At 63.0% G+C, this 13,486-nt stretch carries 13 protein-coding genes and 3 pseudogenes; 8 read left to right on the forward strand and 8 right to left on the reverse strand.

Features of this window, described 5'->3' with window-relative positions; translation table 11 throughout:
* The first annotated feature begins 158 nt into the window (after nucleotides 1-158).
* Nucleotides 159-320 carry a hypothetical protein gene (locus QN084_RS22655; RefSeq protein ID WP_285751944.1) on the forward strand — a complete coding sequence of 54 codons (162 nt, stop codon included), beginning with the start codon at nucleotides 159-161 and terminating at the stop codon, nucleotides 318-320.
* A gap of 78 nt (nucleotides 321-398) precedes the next feature.
* Nucleotides 399-1,803, forward strand: a pseudogene (locus QN084_RS22660) (IS1380 family transposase).
* A gap of 154 nt (nucleotides 1,804-1,957) precedes the next feature.
* On the opposite strand, the gene QN084_RS22665 reads toward QN084_RS22660, so the two are convergent.
* Nucleotides 1,958-2,518, reverse strand: a complete 561-nt coding sequence (locus QN084_RS22665) for a YceI family protein (RefSeq protein ID WP_069694882.1) — start codon at nucleotides 2,516-2,518, stop codon at nucleotides 1,958-1,960.
* Between the two features lie 28 nt (nucleotides 2,519-2,546).
* Nucleotides 2,547-3,791, reverse strand: a complete 1,245-nt coding sequence (locus tag QN084_RS22670) for an acyl-CoA dehydrogenase family protein (RefSeq protein ID WP_083262059.1) — start codon at nucleotides 3,789-3,791, stop codon at nucleotides 2,547-2,549.
* Nucleotides 3,792-4,282: 491 nt separating this feature from the next.
* Between QN084_RS22670 and QN084_RS22675 the strand changes: the two genes are divergently transcribed.
* Nucleotides 4,283-5,047, forward strand: a complete 765-nt coding sequence (locus QN084_RS22675; protein WP_001389365.1) for an IS6-like element IS6100 family transposase — start codon at nucleotides 4,283-4,285, stop codon at nucleotides 5,045-5,047.
* Between the two features lie 150 nt (nucleotides 5,048-5,197).
* On the forward strand, nucleotides 5,198-5,962 hold the full coding sequence (locus tag QN084_RS22680) for an IS6-like element IS6100 family transposase (protein ID WP_001389365.1): 765 nt from the start codon (nucleotides 5,198-5,200) through the stop codon (nucleotides 5,960-5,962).
* 98 nt (nucleotides 5,963-6,060) lie between these two features.
* Here the strand turns inward: QN084_RS22680 and QN084_RS24210 are convergent.
* From QN084_RS24210 to QN084_RS22700, 4 genes and pseudogenes are all read right to left on the reverse strand, one after another.
* Nucleotides 6,061-6,252: pseudogene (locus tag QN084_RS24210) on the reverse strand (IS3-like element ISAar24 family transposase); the annotation flags it as partial.
* A gap of 234 nt (nucleotides 6,253-6,486) precedes the next feature.
* Nucleotides 6,487-6,792, reverse strand: coding sequence for a transposase (locus QN084_RS22690; RefSeq protein WP_069694883.1), 306 nt, complete (start codon nucleotides 6,790-6,792; stop codon nucleotides 6,487-6,489).
* 64 nt (nucleotides 6,793-6,856) lie between these two features.
* Nucleotides 6,857-7,090, reverse strand: a pseudogene (locus tag QN084_RS22695) (IS3 family transposase); the annotation flags it as partial.
* 25 nt (nucleotides 7,091-7,115) lie between these two features.
* Nucleotides 7,116-8,129 carry a transposase gene (locus tag QN084_RS22700; protein ID WP_318255052.1) on the reverse strand — a complete coding sequence of 338 codons (1,014 nt, stop codon included), beginning with the start codon at nucleotides 8,127-8,129 and terminating at the stop codon, nucleotides 7,116-7,118.
* Between the two features lie 55 nt (nucleotides 8,130-8,184).
* On the opposite strand from QN084_RS22700, the gene QN084_RS22705 reads away from it, so the two are divergent.
* Nucleotides 8,185-9,591, forward strand: a complete 1,407-nt coding sequence (locus QN084_RS22705; protein ID WP_069694881.1) for an IS1380 family transposase — start codon at nucleotides 8,185-8,187, stop codon at nucleotides 9,589-9,591.
* A gap of 154 nt (nucleotides 9,592-9,745) precedes the next feature.
* On the opposite strand, the gene QN084_RS22710 is transcribed toward QN084_RS22705, so the two are convergent.
* Both QN084_RS22710 and QN084_RS22715 read right to left on the reverse strand, forming a co-directional pair.
* The gene (locus QN084_RS22710; RefSeq protein WP_069694882.1) at nucleotides 9,746-10,306 is read right to left on the reverse strand and encodes a YceI family protein; all 561 of its coding nucleotides are present in this window, start codon (nucleotides 10,304-10,306) and stop codon (nucleotides 9,746-9,748) included.
* Between the two features lie 28 nt (nucleotides 10,307-10,334).
* Complete coding sequence (locus QN084_RS22715) at nucleotides 10,335-11,579, reverse strand: acyl-CoA dehydrogenase family protein (protein ID WP_083262059.1); 1,245 nt, start codon at nucleotides 11,577-11,579, stop codon at nucleotides 10,335-10,337.
* A gap of 491 nt (nucleotides 11,580-12,070) precedes the next feature.
* Here QN084_RS22715 and QN084_RS22720 point away from each other — a divergent pair, with 491 nt between their 5' ends.
* The 3 genes from QN084_RS22720 (at nucleotide 12,071) to QN084_RS22730 (ending at nucleotide 13,471) form a co-directional block, all read left to right on the forward strand.
* Entirely contained in the window at nucleotides 12,071-12,835 is a 765-nt protein-coding gene (locus QN084_RS22720) for an IS6-like element IS6100 family transposase (RefSeq protein WP_001389365.1), read from the forward strand.
* A gap of 73 nt (nucleotides 12,836-12,908) precedes the next feature.
* A complete protein-coding gene (locus QN084_RS22725; protein ID WP_069696671.1) occupies nucleotides 12,909-13,139 on the forward strand; it encodes a hypothetical protein in 231 nt (76 codons plus the stop codon).
* A complete protein-coding gene (locus QN084_RS22730; protein ID WP_139126909.1) occupies nucleotides 13,136-13,471 on the forward strand; it encodes a hypothetical protein in 336 nt (111 codons plus the stop codon). The genes QN084_RS22725 and QN084_RS22730 overlap by 4 nt, the downstream gene beginning before the upstream one ends.
* The last annotated feature ends 15 nt before the right edge of the window (nucleotides 13,472-13,486 follow it).

Below are 13,486 nucleotides of genomic sequence, written 5' to 3' on the forward strand. Positions count from 1 at the left end.
TCGCGGGCGATCTTGATCAACCGCAGCCTTCGATCTCGCCGTCCGCGGTCTTTCGGCTGCGCCATCGTCATGCCCGAAAGCACTTGGCGGGCGGTGTGCTCGGCATCGACAGTGTCGCTCTTGCCAGACATGCGACGCTCCCCGCGGCGCGGTGGGCGGTGAACCTCACGAACCGTGGTGCCGTGGCGGCGAAGGAAGCGGGCAAGCCCAACACCATAGGAGCCGGTGCCCTCGACGCCGAAGGCGATCAGCCGTCCGTCTGCCCCGACGTGGTTAAGCCTCGATCCACCGTGCGGCGGGGTTCTGAGCGGGTGCCGTGACACGGAAATGCCCCTCTGATCAGGAAGAATAGAGCTTGTCTAAGGTCCTATTCGCCCGATCCGAGAGGCATCTCGTAGATGCAATTCAAGCACGCCCCGGCCGCGGTGTCCGCGGTCTTCGACGATCCGAATCTGGTGTCGGCCGCGGGTCTGGTCCCGATGCTCCGGCTCGCGCAGCACGCGGGGGTGGATCGGCTCGCGCAGGCGCGGTTGACCGTGCCGACGGACAAGGGCTCCAACGCCGGTTCGAAGGTGATGGCGCTGGTGGCGGGGATGGTCGCCGGGGCGGACTCGATCGACGACATGAACGTGCTGCGCCACGGCGGGATGGGCCGCCTGTTTCACCGGGCGTATGCGCCGTCGACGCTGGGATCGTTCCTGCGCGAGTTCACCTTCGGGCACGTCCGCCAGCTCGACGCCGTCTCCTCTCGCGTCGTTCAGAACCTCGCCGGTCAGACGCCGCTTCTGCGGCTCCGAGACGGGGAGCGGGTGATGGTGGATCTGGATGACACGATCATCGAGGTGCACGGGTATCAGAAGCAGGGCGCGGGGTTCGGGTACTCCGGCGTGCGCGGCTTGAACGCCCTGATCGCGACAGCGTCGACGTCATCGTCGGCGCCGGTGATCCTCGGTCAGCGGCTCCGACAGGGCAAGACCGGGTCTCCGAAGGGTGCCGCGAGGATCGTCGGCGACGCCCTGGCGACTCTGCGCCGGATGAGCCTCGGGAACGGGGCGCGGCCGCTGCTGCGGGCGGACTCCGCGTTCTACGGCCACGCCACCATCGGCACCGCCATCACCGCCGGCGCGGACGTGTCGGTCACCGTCCGGATGGACCCGGCCGAAAGCCGCGATCGCCACCATCGCCGAGGATGCGTGGGAGATGATCGAGTACCCGAACGCGATCCGCGACGAATCCACCGGGCGGTGGATCTCCAAAGCCGAGGTCGCCGAGGTCCCGTTCACCGCGTTCCGGTCGAGGAAGAAGGCCGAACGCATCGAGGGCCGGCTCGTGGTCCGGCGCATCCCCGACCTGGGCCCGACGCGGGTGGAGCAGCCGACGCTGTTCGACGTCTTCCGGCATCACGCGTTCTTCACCACCACAGCGAAGAACGCGATCGGCACGGTGGTCGCAGACAAGACCCACCGCGGTCACGCGATCATCGAGCAAGTCCACGCCGACCTCAAAGCCGGCCCGCTCGCGCACCTCCCGTCCGGAGTGTTCACCGCGAACAGCGCCTGGCTCGTGCTCGCCGTGATCGCATTCAACCTCACCCGCGCCGCCGGGATCATCGCCGACCGGGCCGGACGGCTCGCGAAAGCGACAACCGCGACCATCCGCCGCACCCTCGTCACGGTGCCGGCGCGGCTGGCGCGCTCCGCGCGCCGCATCACACTGCACCTCCCGAGCACCTGGCCCTGGGAAGCAGCGTTCGCGCGACTGTTCGCCGTCACCCACGCGCCACCGCCATCGGTAGCCACCTGACCATCGCCGCGCACGGCACGATCGACAACCCAGTGGACGACCGGGATGCGATGCCCGGAACTCAGCCCTGCCCTCAACACATCACCGCGCGCCCCCCGCGACGAACCGCGCCACCGAGGTTCATCGGTGGATCGAGGCTAAGCCGTGGTAGTCATCAATCTTCCAAAAGGAATCCCTCGAGCTCAAGGAGGATGGTCACTTCCTTGCCTACAACCAGCCCACCCGTCTCGATAGTTGCGTTCCAGGTGAGGCCGAAATCCTCTCGATTGATCGTCGCCACCGCGGATGCTCCAGCCCGATACCGCCCGTCCGTGTCAGGCCCGAATCCACCGAATTCGACCTTGAAGGCGACAGACCGTGTGACGCCACGGATGGTCAGATCACCATTGACTATATAGCAGTCGCTACTAAGGCTTGCGCTCTTTGATTCAAACTGGATGGTTGGGAAGTTTTCCACATCGAGGAATTCCGCGGATCGAAGATGAAGGTCGCGAGCTTCGAGATTCGTGTTGACAGACGCCGCGTCGACTGTTGCCGTGAGGGAGAAGACAAGCGGGTCTTCGGTTGCTATCAGGCTAGCGGATTTCACACCGAACGAGCCACGCACCTTCGACACCATCATGTGCCGAACAGTGAATCCGACTTCGCTGTGATCGGGATCAAGAACCCACTCTCCCGGGCGAAAACCGGGTAGATCGCCAACTGTATTCTGCATCTTATTTCCTCTCAGAGACACGCGAATGTCAGATTGCGATCACGAATTCTTCGTCGCCCAAGAGAGTTCTTCCATAGCACTCCTTTGAGACACCCACGTTGACCATTGCATGACGGCTCGCTGTTCCTGCGTCGCGCCAGATCTGCTGGAGCGGGCTTGTTGAGGCGAATGCTGCCGAACCCACAGCGGTCAACAATCTCTCGATCGCCTCACGACACTGCACCGCGATAGATGCGGTGTCCATCCGAATTCGCGCGCGAGTAGGTAGATCGATGGCGCCGCCATTGAATACTGCCGCCGCGTCGATGTCGTAGCACGCGCGTTTAGCCAGCATGCGTGCTACGTCGATCGCGTTCGCAGCCTCGGCAACTGCGATCTGGTTGGAGGGTGCTTCGCTTCCCTTTCGATACTTCGTTTTGGTGACACCTCGTTGGGGGAGGATTTCGAGGGCGAAGTCGAGGGCTGCCTGCGCAAGGCCGATCTGTGCCGCAACGAGGATCAGGGTGTGGTTGGGGGCGAGAGGCGTGAGATACTCAACCTCGTCGACGAACTCCGATGCGTAGTTACCCTCCATCAGGTCTACGAACGTCTGAGTTCGATAGTCTGGCGCGAAGAGATCTCTGCCAACGATCGTGTTGCTTCCCGAGCCGCGCATGCCGGCGACGTACCAAGTGTCTTCGACAGTAACTTCGTTGATTGGCAGGAGTGTCATCATCCACACTGTTTCACCGTCGATCTCGACGTCGAACCCTAGCTCCGCCCACTGCGCGTGAAGCGAGCCCGAGGCATATGGCCAGCGGCCACTGATTAGATAGCCCCCATCGACCCGACGTGCCGACGCAGTAGGACCGGCAGCCGGGCGGGTCGCTGTTGTAATCCGTGCGCGAGGGTTGGCACCCCAAATCTCATCCTGGGCCTGTCGCGAGTAGGTGCCGACGTCCCACGCATTGGAGTTGAGCAACCCGAACGCCCAGGCAGTCCCGCCGTCTCCCCGCGCGATTTCCGCCGTCAGGTCGAAGAGGGTCCGGAAGTTCGCCTGGAATCCGCCGTACCGACGCGGGGTGCAAACCTGGAATAGGTCGAGCTCCTCCATCTTGTCGATCACAACCTGTGACACGCGGCGATCCCGATCGCTGTCCAGCGCGTGTTCTCGAACGAGAGGGTATAGCGACCGCGCTTTTTTCATTAGATCGGCATCCGGCTGCGAGATCCTTGAATCAGGACCGGATACATCTACGGGCACGGTTGTCCAGGCTGGCGATCCCATCTTCATTCTCTCCTTTGAAACTGCAGTATGTCGCGTCCATCATCTTCGGCCAGCATGAATCTACACTGATCACGTTTATGATAGATGAACAGATCGGTCAGTGTCTACTGGCGATCTCGTGTTCAACGCGAGATTTAGTTAGGCGAGCTGAACGTGCTGGGGCAGCAGCCGCAGAACGCCTGCTAACGAGGGAAGCCAACCACCAAACCAGGTGGGACTCTCGCCTTCGCGGTGCCACGTCGTCTCGACTCATGTCACAGTCGCTAAACCGAGCTGGGCGCAAGATCCGTATCCGTGCCAGATGGTCAAGGCCGCGGACGGGGTGTATCGGTGATCGTGTGATCCCTCGTGTTCGGGGTTATGCGGTGAGGGCTCGGAGGTCGGGTTCGATCACCTCCTCGGTGTCGGGTTCGCCGACGCGCCGTGCGGCGGCGAGGGCTCTGTTGCAAAAATCGTGAAGCTTGAGCATGCTTGGCGGAGATTGGACGGACGGAACGATGACGGATTTCAAGTGGCGCCATTTCCAGGGTGATGTGATCCTGTGGGCGGTGCGCTGGTATTGTCGCTATCCGATCAGCTATCGCGACCTTGAGGAAATGCTGGCGGAACGCGGCATTTCGGTCGACCATACGACGATCTATCGCTGGGTCCAGTGCTACGCCCCGGAGATGGAGAAGCGGCTGCGCTGGTTCTGGCGGCGTGGCTTTGATCCGAGCTGGCGCCTGGATGAAACCTACGTCAAGGTGCGGGGCAAGTGGACCTACCTGTACCGGGCAGTCGACAAGCGGGGCGACACGATCGATTTCTACCTGTCGCCGACCCGCAGCGCCAAGGCAGCGAAGCGGTTCCTGGGCAAGGCCCTGCGAGGCCTGAAGCACTGGGAAAAGCCTGCCACGCTCAATACCGACAAAGCGCCGAGCTATGGTGCAGCGATCACCGAATTGAAGCGCGAAGGAAAGCTGGACCGGGAGACGGCCCACCGGCAGGTGAAGTATCTCAATAACGTGATCGAGGCCGATCACGGAAAGCTCAAGATACTGATCAAGCCGGTGCGCGGTTTCAAATCGATCCCCACGGCCTATGCCACGATCAAGGGATTCGAAGTCATGCGAGCCCTGCGCAAAGGACAGGCTCGCCCCTGGTGCCTGCAGCCCGGCATCAGGGGCGAGGTGCGCCTTGTGGAGAGAGCTTTTGGCATTGGGCCCTCGGCGCTGACGGAGGCCATGGGCATGCTCAACCACCATTTCGCAGCAGCCGCCTGATCGGCGCAGAGCGACAGCCTACCTCTGACTGCCGCCAATCTTTGCAACAGAGCCCGCCGGCGAGGTGCTCGTCGCGCAGCTCGCAGTCGGGCTCTGTTGCAAAAATCGTGAAGCTTGAGCATGCTTGGCGGAGATTGGACGGACGGAACGATGACGGATTTCAAGTGGCGCCATTTCCAGGGTGATGTGATCCTGTGGGCGGTGCGCTGGTATTGTCGCTATCCGATCAGCTATCGCGACCTTGAGGAAATGCTGGCGGAACGCGGCATTTCGGTCGACCATACGACGATCTATCGCTGGGTCCAGTGCTACGCCCCGGAGATGGAGAAGCGGCTGCGCTGGTTCTGGCGGCGTGGCTTTGATCCGAGCTGGCGCCTGGATGAAACCTACGTCAAGGTGCGGGGCAAGTGGACCTACCTGTACCGGGCAGTCGACAAGCGGGGCGACACGATCGATTTCTACCTGTCGCCGACCCGCAGCGCCAAGGCAGCGAAGCGGTTCCTGGGCAAGGCCCTGCGAGGCCTGAAGCACTGGGAAAAGCCTGCCACGCTCAATACCGACAAAGCGCCGAGCTATGGTGCAGCGATCACCGAATTGAAGCGCGAAGGAAAGCTGGACCGGGAGACGGCCCACCGGCAGGTGAAGTATCTCAATAACGTGATCGAGGCCGATCACGGAAAGCTCAAGATACTGATCAAGCCGGTGCGCGGTTTCAAATCGATCCCCACGGCCTATGCCACGATCAAGGGATTCGAAGTCATGCGAGCCCTGCGCAAAGGACAGGCTCGCCCCTGGTGCCTGCAGCCCGGCATCAGGGGCGAGGTGCGCCTTGTGGAGAGAGCTTTTGGCATTGGGCCCTCGGCGCTGACGGAGGCCATGGGCATGCTCAACCACCATTTCGCAGCAGCCGCCTGATCGGCGCAGAGCGACAGCCTACCTCTGACTGCCGCCAATCTTTGCAACAGAGCCGTCTGGCGCATGTCGATCGCCCAGCCGACGACCTTGCGCGAGTAGACGTCGATGACACAGCAGCAGTAGATCTTCCCTTCGCGGGTGGGGTGCTCGGTGATGTCCGTGCACCACAGCTGGTTAGGAGCGGTCGCGGTGAAGTTGCGGTTGACCAGATCCTCGGTCGTTACGAGATGTTCGCGATTTACATACCGTTTGCGGGTGCCGGCCAGCCCGCGCAAGCCCGTGCGTGCCATCACCCGCGCCACCTGGTCCCGGCCGACGCGGATTTCCGCCCGTGCCCGAGTTCGGCGTGCACACGGCGGGCGCCGTAGCAGCCGCGGGAGGCGCGGTGGATGTTCGCGATCGTCTCGGCGAGCATCTCGTGGCAGATCGTGCGCTGGCTCATCGGTCTGTCGCGCCTGCCCGGTGGCCGCGGTCGGTGACGCGGAGCACGCGGCAAGCGGTTGCGATGCTGATGCCCTGCCCGGTCAGGGCCGCGACGACCGGGAACCGCCTTTTGGGCGGATCCTCTCGTCCTTCAATATTGACGCGGCAAGACGAGTGGCGGAGAGCTCTTCTTCAAGCTCCCGGATTCGACGGCGCGCATCAGTCAGCTCCGCGGTCAGCGTGCTGTCGACGCCAGGGATATCGCCAGCATCGATGCGCTCCTGGCGCCATCGATAGATCGTCGCTGCCGAGATCCGCAACTCTGCGGCCAGCTCTCCTGCGTCGCGGCCGTCGTGAACAAGCGCGAGCACGCGCTCACGGAACTGGGGTGAGTACTGACGAGGCATGGACGTAAGGCTCTCTCTACGGGGCCAGATTCGCACAACAGAGCGGAACGAAACTCATTAGACGTCATCGGGCGGCTTGGGAGGCGGGTGTTCCCAAGGGTGTGTCGAGGCCAGCGTAGTAGTCGGCCTCAACGTCGGCAGGGGCGCGCATGTCGAGCTCTCCGTGGAGGCGCTGGTTGTTCCACCACCACACGTACTCGAGCGTCGCGAGTTCGACCTGCTCGACCGTGCGCCACGGGCCGCAGCGGCGGATCAGTTCGGTCTTATAAAGCCCGTTGACGGCCTCGGCCATCGCGTTGATGCTCCTATATTTCGCAAGTCTGTCAGGCGGCAGACGTGAGCGCGATTTCTCCTCGTGTGGCCGCGCTGTCCGGAGGCGGCAGCAGGTGGTAGATCTCGCGGGCGAGGTAGCGCTTGAGGCATCGAATGATCTCCCGCTTCGAGAGTCCCTCCGCAGTGCGTCGAGTGACGTAATCGATCGTTGGCTGGTGCCATCGCATCCGCACGATCACGACACGATAAAGCGCGGCGTTGGCCTGCCTGTTACCGCCACGATTCAAGCGATGGCGACCGTTCGTCTTGCCCGATCCGGCGGGGATGGGACACGCACCACACATCTTCGCGAACGCGGCCTCGGAGTGGATGCGCGTGCTGTTGTCGCCCGCGGTGATGAGCATCTCGGCGGCGATGTCGAGGCCGATCCCGACGGCTTCGACCAGGCGTGGCGCGATAGCTCTGGTCTGCTTCTTGAGGTGCCGGCTGTGGATCTTCACTTCCTCGTGGAGGTCGAACCAGCGTCGTGCCAGCGATCCGAGAACGTGCCGCATCGCTGCTTCCGGGTCGGTCAGCGAGGTGTTTGACGGGAGTTGCGCGCATGCGGCGACGAGCTTGAAATCGGTCAGGTGCTCGAGTTCGGCGCGGAGTTCGTCGCTCGCGGTGACGAGGGTCGCTTTGAGCGTGATCATCGCCGTGGTCCGCGATTTCACCGCAGTATCGCGGGCGATCTTGATCAACCGCAGCGCTTCGATCTCGCCGTCCGCGGTCTTCGGCTGCGCCATCGTCATGCCCGAAAGCACTTGGCGGGCGGTGTGCTCGGCATCGACAGTGTCGCTCTTGCCAGACATGCGACGCTCCCCGCGGCGCGGTGGGCGGTGAACCTCACGAACCGTGGTGCCGTGGCGGCGAAGGAAGCGGGCAAGCCCAACACCATAGGAGCCGGTGCCCTCGACGCCGAAGGCGATCAGCCGTCCGTCTGCCCCGACGTGGTTAAGCCTCGATCCACCGGTGCGGCGGGGTTCTGAGCGGGTGCCGTGACACGGAAATGCCCCTCTGATCAGGAAGAATAGAGCTTGTCTAAGGTCCTATTCGCCCGATCCGAGAGGCATCTCGTAGATGCAATTCAAGCACGCCCCGGCCGCGGTGTCCGCGGTCTTCGACGATCCGAATCTGGTGTCGGCCGCGGGTCTGGTCCCGATGCTCCGGCTCGCGCAGCACGCGGGGGTGGATCGGCTCGCGCAGGCGCGGTTGACCGTGCCGACGGACAAGGGCTCCAACGCCGGTTCGAAGGTGATGGCGCTGGTGGCGGGGATGGTCGCCGGGGCGGACTCGATCGACGACATGAACGTGCTGCGCCACGGCGGGATGGGCCGCCTGTTTCACCGGGCGTATGCGCCGTCGACGCTGGGATCGTTCCTGCGCGAGTTCACCTTCGGGCACGTCCGCCAGCTCGACGCCGTCTCCTCTCGCGTCGTTCAGAACCTCGCCGGTCAGACGCCGCTTCTGCGGCTCCGAGACGGGGAGCGGGTGATGGTGGATCTGGATGACACGATCATCGAGGTGCACGGGTATCAGAAGCAGGGCGCGGGGTTCGGGTACTCCGGCGTGCGCGGCTTGAACGCCCTGATCGCGACAGCGTCGACGTCATCGTCGGCGCCGGTGATCCTCGGTCAGCGGCTCCGACAGGGCAAGACCGGGTCTCCGAAGGGTGCCGCGAGGATCGTCGGCGACGCCCTGGCGACTCTGCGCCGGATGAGCCTCGGGAACGGGGCGCGGCCGCTGCTGCGGGCGGACTCCGCGTTCTACGGCCACGCCACCATCGGCACCGCCATCACCGCCGGCGCGGACGTGTCGGTCACCGTCCGGATGGACCCGGCCGTGAAAGCCGCGATCGCCACCATCGCCGAGGATGCGTGGGAGATGATCGAGTACCCGAACGCGATCCGCGACGAATCCACCGGGCGGTGGATCTCCAAAGCCGAGGTCGCCGAGGTCCCGTTCACCGCGTTCCGGTCGAGGAAGAAGGCCGAACGCATCGAGGGCCGGCTCGTGGTCCGGCGCATCCCCGACCTGGGCCCGACGCGGGTGGAGCAGCCGACGCTGTTCGACGTCTTCCGGCATCACGCGTTCTTCACCACCACAGCGAAGAACGCGATCGGCACGGTGGTCGCAGACAAGACCCACCGCGGTCACGCGATCATCGAGCAAGTCCACGCCGACCTCAAAGCCGGCCCGCTCGCGCACCTCCCGTCCGGAGTGTTCACCGCGAACAGCGCCTGGCTCGTGCTCGCCGTGATCGCATTCAACCTCACCCGCGCCGCCGGGATCATCGCCGACCGGGCCGGACGGCTCGCGAAAGCGACAACCGCGACCATCCGCCGCACCCTCGTCACGGTGCCGGCGCGGCTGGCGCGCTCCGCGCGCCGCATCACACTGCACCTCCCGAGCACCTGGCCCTGGGAAGCAGCGTTCGCGCGACTGTTCGCCGTCACCCACGCGCCACCGCCATCGGTAGCCACCTGACCATCGCCGCGCACGGCACGATCGACAACCCAGTGGACGACCGGGATGCGATGCCCGGAACTCAGCCCTGCCCTCAACACATCACCGCGCGCCCCCCGCGACGAACCGCGCCACCGAGGTTCATCGGTGGATCGAGGCTAAGCCGTGGTAGTCATCAATCTTCCAAAAGGAATCCCTCGAGCTCAAGGAGGATGGTCACTTCCTTGCCTACAACCAGCCCACCCGTCTCGATAGTTGCGTTCCAGGTGAGGCCGAAATCCTCTCGATTGATCGTCGCCACCGCGGATGCTCCAGCCCGATACCGCCCGTCCGTGTCAGGCCCGAATCCACCGAATTCGACCTTGAAGGCGACAGACCGTGTGACGCCACGGATGGTCAGATCACCATTGACTATATAGCAGTCGCTACTAAGGCTTGCGCTCTTTGATTCAAACTGGATGGTTGGGAAGTTTTCCACATCGAGGAATTCCGCGGATCGAAGATGAAGGTCGCGAGCTTCGAGATTCGTGTTGACAGACGCCGCGTCGACTGTTGCCGTGAGGGAGAAGACAAGCGGGTCTTCGGTTGCTATCAGGCTAGCGGATTTCACACCGAACGAGCCACGCACCTTCGACACCATCATGTGCCGAACAGTGAATCCGACTTCGCTGTGATCGGGATCAAGAACCCACTCTCCCGGGCGAAAACCGGGTAGATCGCCAACTGTATTCTGCATCTTATTTCCTCTCAGAGACACGCGAATGTCAGATTGCGATCACGAATTCTTCGTCGCCCAAGAGAGTTCTTCCATAGCACTCCTTTGAGACACCCACGTTGACCATTGCATGACGGCTCGCTGTTCCTGCGTCGCGCCAGATCTGCTGGAGCGGGCTTGTTGAGGCGAATGCTGCCGAACCCACAGCGGTCAACAATCTCTCGATCGCCTCACGACACTGCACCGCGATAGATGCGGTGTCCATCCGAATTCGCGCGCGAGTAGGTAGATCGATGGCGCCGCCATTGAATACTGCCGCCGCGTCGATGTCGTAGCACGCGCGTTTAGCCAGCATGCGTGCTACGTCGATCGCGTTCGCAGCCTCGGCAACTGCGATCTGGTTGGAGGGTGCTTCGCTTCCCTTTCGATACTTCGTTTTGGTGACACCTCGTTGGGGGAGGATTTCGAGGGCGAAGTCGAGGGCTGCCTGCGCAAGGCCGATCTGTGCCGCAACGAGGATCAGGGTGTGGTTGGGGGCGAGAGGCGTGAGATACTCAACCTCGTCGACGAACTCCGATGCGTAGTTACCCTCCATCAGGTCTACGAACGTCTGAGTTCGATAGTCTGGCGCGAAGAGATCTCTGCCAACGATCGTGTTGCTTCCCGAGCCGCGCATGCCGGCGACGTACCAAGTGTCTTCGACAGTAACTTCGTTGATTGGCAGGAGTGTCATCATCCACACTGTTTCACCGTCGATCTCGACGTCGAACCCTAGCTCCGCCCACTGCGCGTGAAGCGAGCCCGAGGCATATGGCCAGCGGCCACTGATTAGATAGCCCCCATCGACCCGACGTGCCGACGCAGTAGGACCGGCAGCCGGGCGGGTCGCTGTTGTAATCCGTGCGCGAGGGTTGGCACCCCAAATCTCATCCTGGGCCTGTCGCGAGTAGGTGCCGACGTCCCACGCATTGGAGTTGAGCAACCCGAACGCCCAGGCAGTCCCGCCGTCTCCCCGCGCGATTTCCGCCGTCAGGTCGAAGAGGGTCCGGAAGTTCGCCTGGAATCCGCCGTACCGACGCGGGGTGCAAACCTGGAATAGGTCGAGCTCCTCCATCTTGTCGATCACAACCTGTGACACGCGGCGATCCCGATCGCTGTCCAGCGCGTGTTCTCGAACGAGAGGGTATAGCGACCGCGCTTTTTTCATTAGATCGGCATCCGGCTGCGAGATCCTTGAATCAGGACCGGATACATCTACGGGCACGGTTGTCCAGGCTGGCGATCCCATCTTCATTCTCTCCTTTGAAACTGCAGTATGTCGCGTCCATCATCTTCGGCCAGCATGAATCTACACTGATCACGTTTATGATAGATGAACAGATCGGTCAGTGTCTACTGGCGATCTCGTGTTCAACGCGAGATTTAGTTAGGCGAGCTGAACGTGCTGGGGCAGCAGCCGCAGAACGCCTGCTAACGAGGGAAGCCAACCACCAAACCAGGTGGGACTCTCGCCTTCGCGGTGCCACGTCGTCTCGACTCATGTCACAGTCGCTAAACCGAGCTGGGCGCAAGATCCGTATCCGTGCCAGATGGTCAAGGCCGCGGACGGGGTGTATCGGTGATCGTGTGATCCCTCGTGTTCGGGGTTATGCGGTGAGGGCTCGGAGGTCGGGTTCGATCACCTCCTCGGTGTCGGGTTCGCCGACGCGCCGTGCGGCGGCGAGGGCTCTGTTGCAAAAATCGTGAAGCTTGAGCATGCTTGGCGGAGATTGGACGGACGGAACGATGACGGATTTCAAGTGGCGCCATTTCCAGGGTGATGTGATCCTGTGGGCGGTGCGCTGGTATTGTCGCTATCCGATCAGCTATCGCGACCTTGAGGAAATGCTGGCGGAACGCGGCATTTCGGTCGACCATACGACGATCTATCGCTGGGTCCAGTGCTACGCCCCGGAGATGGAGAAGCGGCTGCGCTGGTTCTGGCGGCGTGGCTTTGATCCGAGCTGGCGCCTGGATGAAACCTACGTCAAGGTGCGGGGCAAGTGGACCTACCTGTACCGGGCAGTCGACAAGCGGGGCGACACGATCGATTTCTACCTGTCGCCGACCCGCAGCGCCAAGGCAGCGAAGCGGTTCCTGGGCAAGGCCCTGCGAGGCCTGAAGCACTGGGAAAAGCCTGCCACGCTCAATACCGACAAAGCGCCGAGCTATGGTGCAGCGATCACCGAATTGAAGCGCGAAGGAAAGCTGGACCGGGAGACGGCCCACCGGCAGGTGAAGTATCTCAATAACGTGATCGAGGCCGATCACGGAAAGCTCAAGATACTGATCAAGCCGGTGCGCGGTTTCAAATCGATCCCCACGGCCTATGCCACGATCAAGGGATTCGAAGTCATGCGAGCCCTGCGCAAAGGACAGGCTCGCCCCTGGTGCCTGCAGCCCGGCATCAGGGGCGAGGTGCGCCTTGTGGAGAGAGCTTTTGGCATTGGGCCCTCGGCGCTGACGGAGGCCATGGGCATGCTCAACCACCATTTCGCAGCAGCCGCCTGATCGGCGCAGAGCGACAGCCTACCTCTGACTGCCGCCAATCTTTGCAACAGAGCCTCCGAGCGCGCGTAACCCGATGGTGTACGACGTGATGCGTGAGGCGGCGAACTGGCTGCAAGGGGAGTACCTGGCGCGCGAGCGTGCCGCACAGGACGCCACCGAGAAGCAGCGGTGGCGTGATGCTCAGTACCGCGTCGACGATGATGTGCGCGCGGTTGACCCGCAAGACAAAGACCTTGTGCGCGCGAAGACTGACGAGTTTACCCGGCTGCGTGAAGCACTGCCGCCGGTGGGCGAGAACTCATGAGTGAGCGCAAGGGAAGGATTCACGAGGGCGGCACGGTTGCTCCGGATGGAACGCACTACCCGACGGTGCTGATCGAGGTCGAGGCCGACGACGCAGACGAGGGCATGCTGGTTGCGCTGGGGGATTGCGCGGCCATGCCGGAGCGTCTGGCGCAGCTCGGGCTTGAACCTATCGGGTACGGTGTGCGGCTGTGGGGCTGTATGCCGTGTGGCATCAAGGGCATCTACATTGCCCCGGTTCCCGCGCTCACGCAAGAGACGTGCGCGTGCCCGTTTGACGGGGCGGGGTCGATGATTCCGATTAGCGAAATCTTCACACCAGCGGGAGAGTAGAGCGCTGCCACACTC

The organism is Paenarthrobacter sp. R1, assembly GCF_030264015.1.
In the GTDB taxonomy this organism is placed as follows: domain Bacteria; phylum Actinomycetota; class Actinomycetes; order Actinomycetales; family Micrococcaceae; genus Arthrobacter; species Arthrobacter ureafaciens.

Bases quoted from the DNA above. Each gene is read 5' to 3' on its own strand.
- QN084_RS22665 (WP_069694882.1), bottom strand. From the start codon at position 2,518: ATGCAGAATACAGTTGGCGATCTACCCGGTTTTCGCCCGGGAGAGTGG.
- QN084_RS22670 (WP_083262059.1), bottom strand. From the start codon at position 3,791: ATGAAGATGGGATCGCCAGCCTGGACAACCGTGCCCGTAGATGTATCC.
- QN084_RS22675 (WP_001389365.1), top strand. From the start codon at position 4,283: ATGACGGATTTCAAGTGGCGCCATTTCCAGGGTGATGTGATCCTGTGG.
- QN084_RS22680 (WP_001389365.1), top strand. From the start codon at position 5,198: ATGACGGATTTCAAGTGGCGCCATTTCCAGGGTGATGTGATCCTGTGG.
- QN084_RS22690 (WP_069694883.1), bottom strand. From the start codon at position 6,792: ATGCCTCGTCAGTACTCACCCCAGTTCCGTGAGCGCGTGCTCGCGCTT.
- QN084_RS22705 (WP_069694881.1), top strand. From the start codon at position 8,185: ATGCAATTCAAGCACGCCCCGGCCGCGGTGTCCGCGGTCTTCGACGAT.
- QN084_RS22710 (WP_069694882.1), bottom strand. From the start codon at position 10,306: ATGCAGAATACAGTTGGCGATCTACCCGGTTTTCGCCCGGGAGAGTGG.
- QN084_RS22715 (WP_083262059.1), bottom strand. From the start codon at position 11,579: ATGAAGATGGGATCGCCAGCCTGGACAACCGTGCCCGTAGATGTATCC.
- QN084_RS22720 (WP_001389365.1), top strand. From the start codon at position 12,071: ATGACGGATTTCAAGTGGCGCCATTTCCAGGGTGATGTGATCCTGTGG.
- QN084_RS22725 (WP_069696671.1), top strand. From the start codon at position 12,909: ATGGTGTACGACGTGATGCGTGAGGCGGCGAACTGGCTGCAAGGGGAG.
- QN084_RS22730 (WP_139126909.1), top strand. From the start codon at position 13,136: ATGAGTGAGCGCAAGGGAAGGATTCACGAGGGCGGCACGGTTGCTCCG.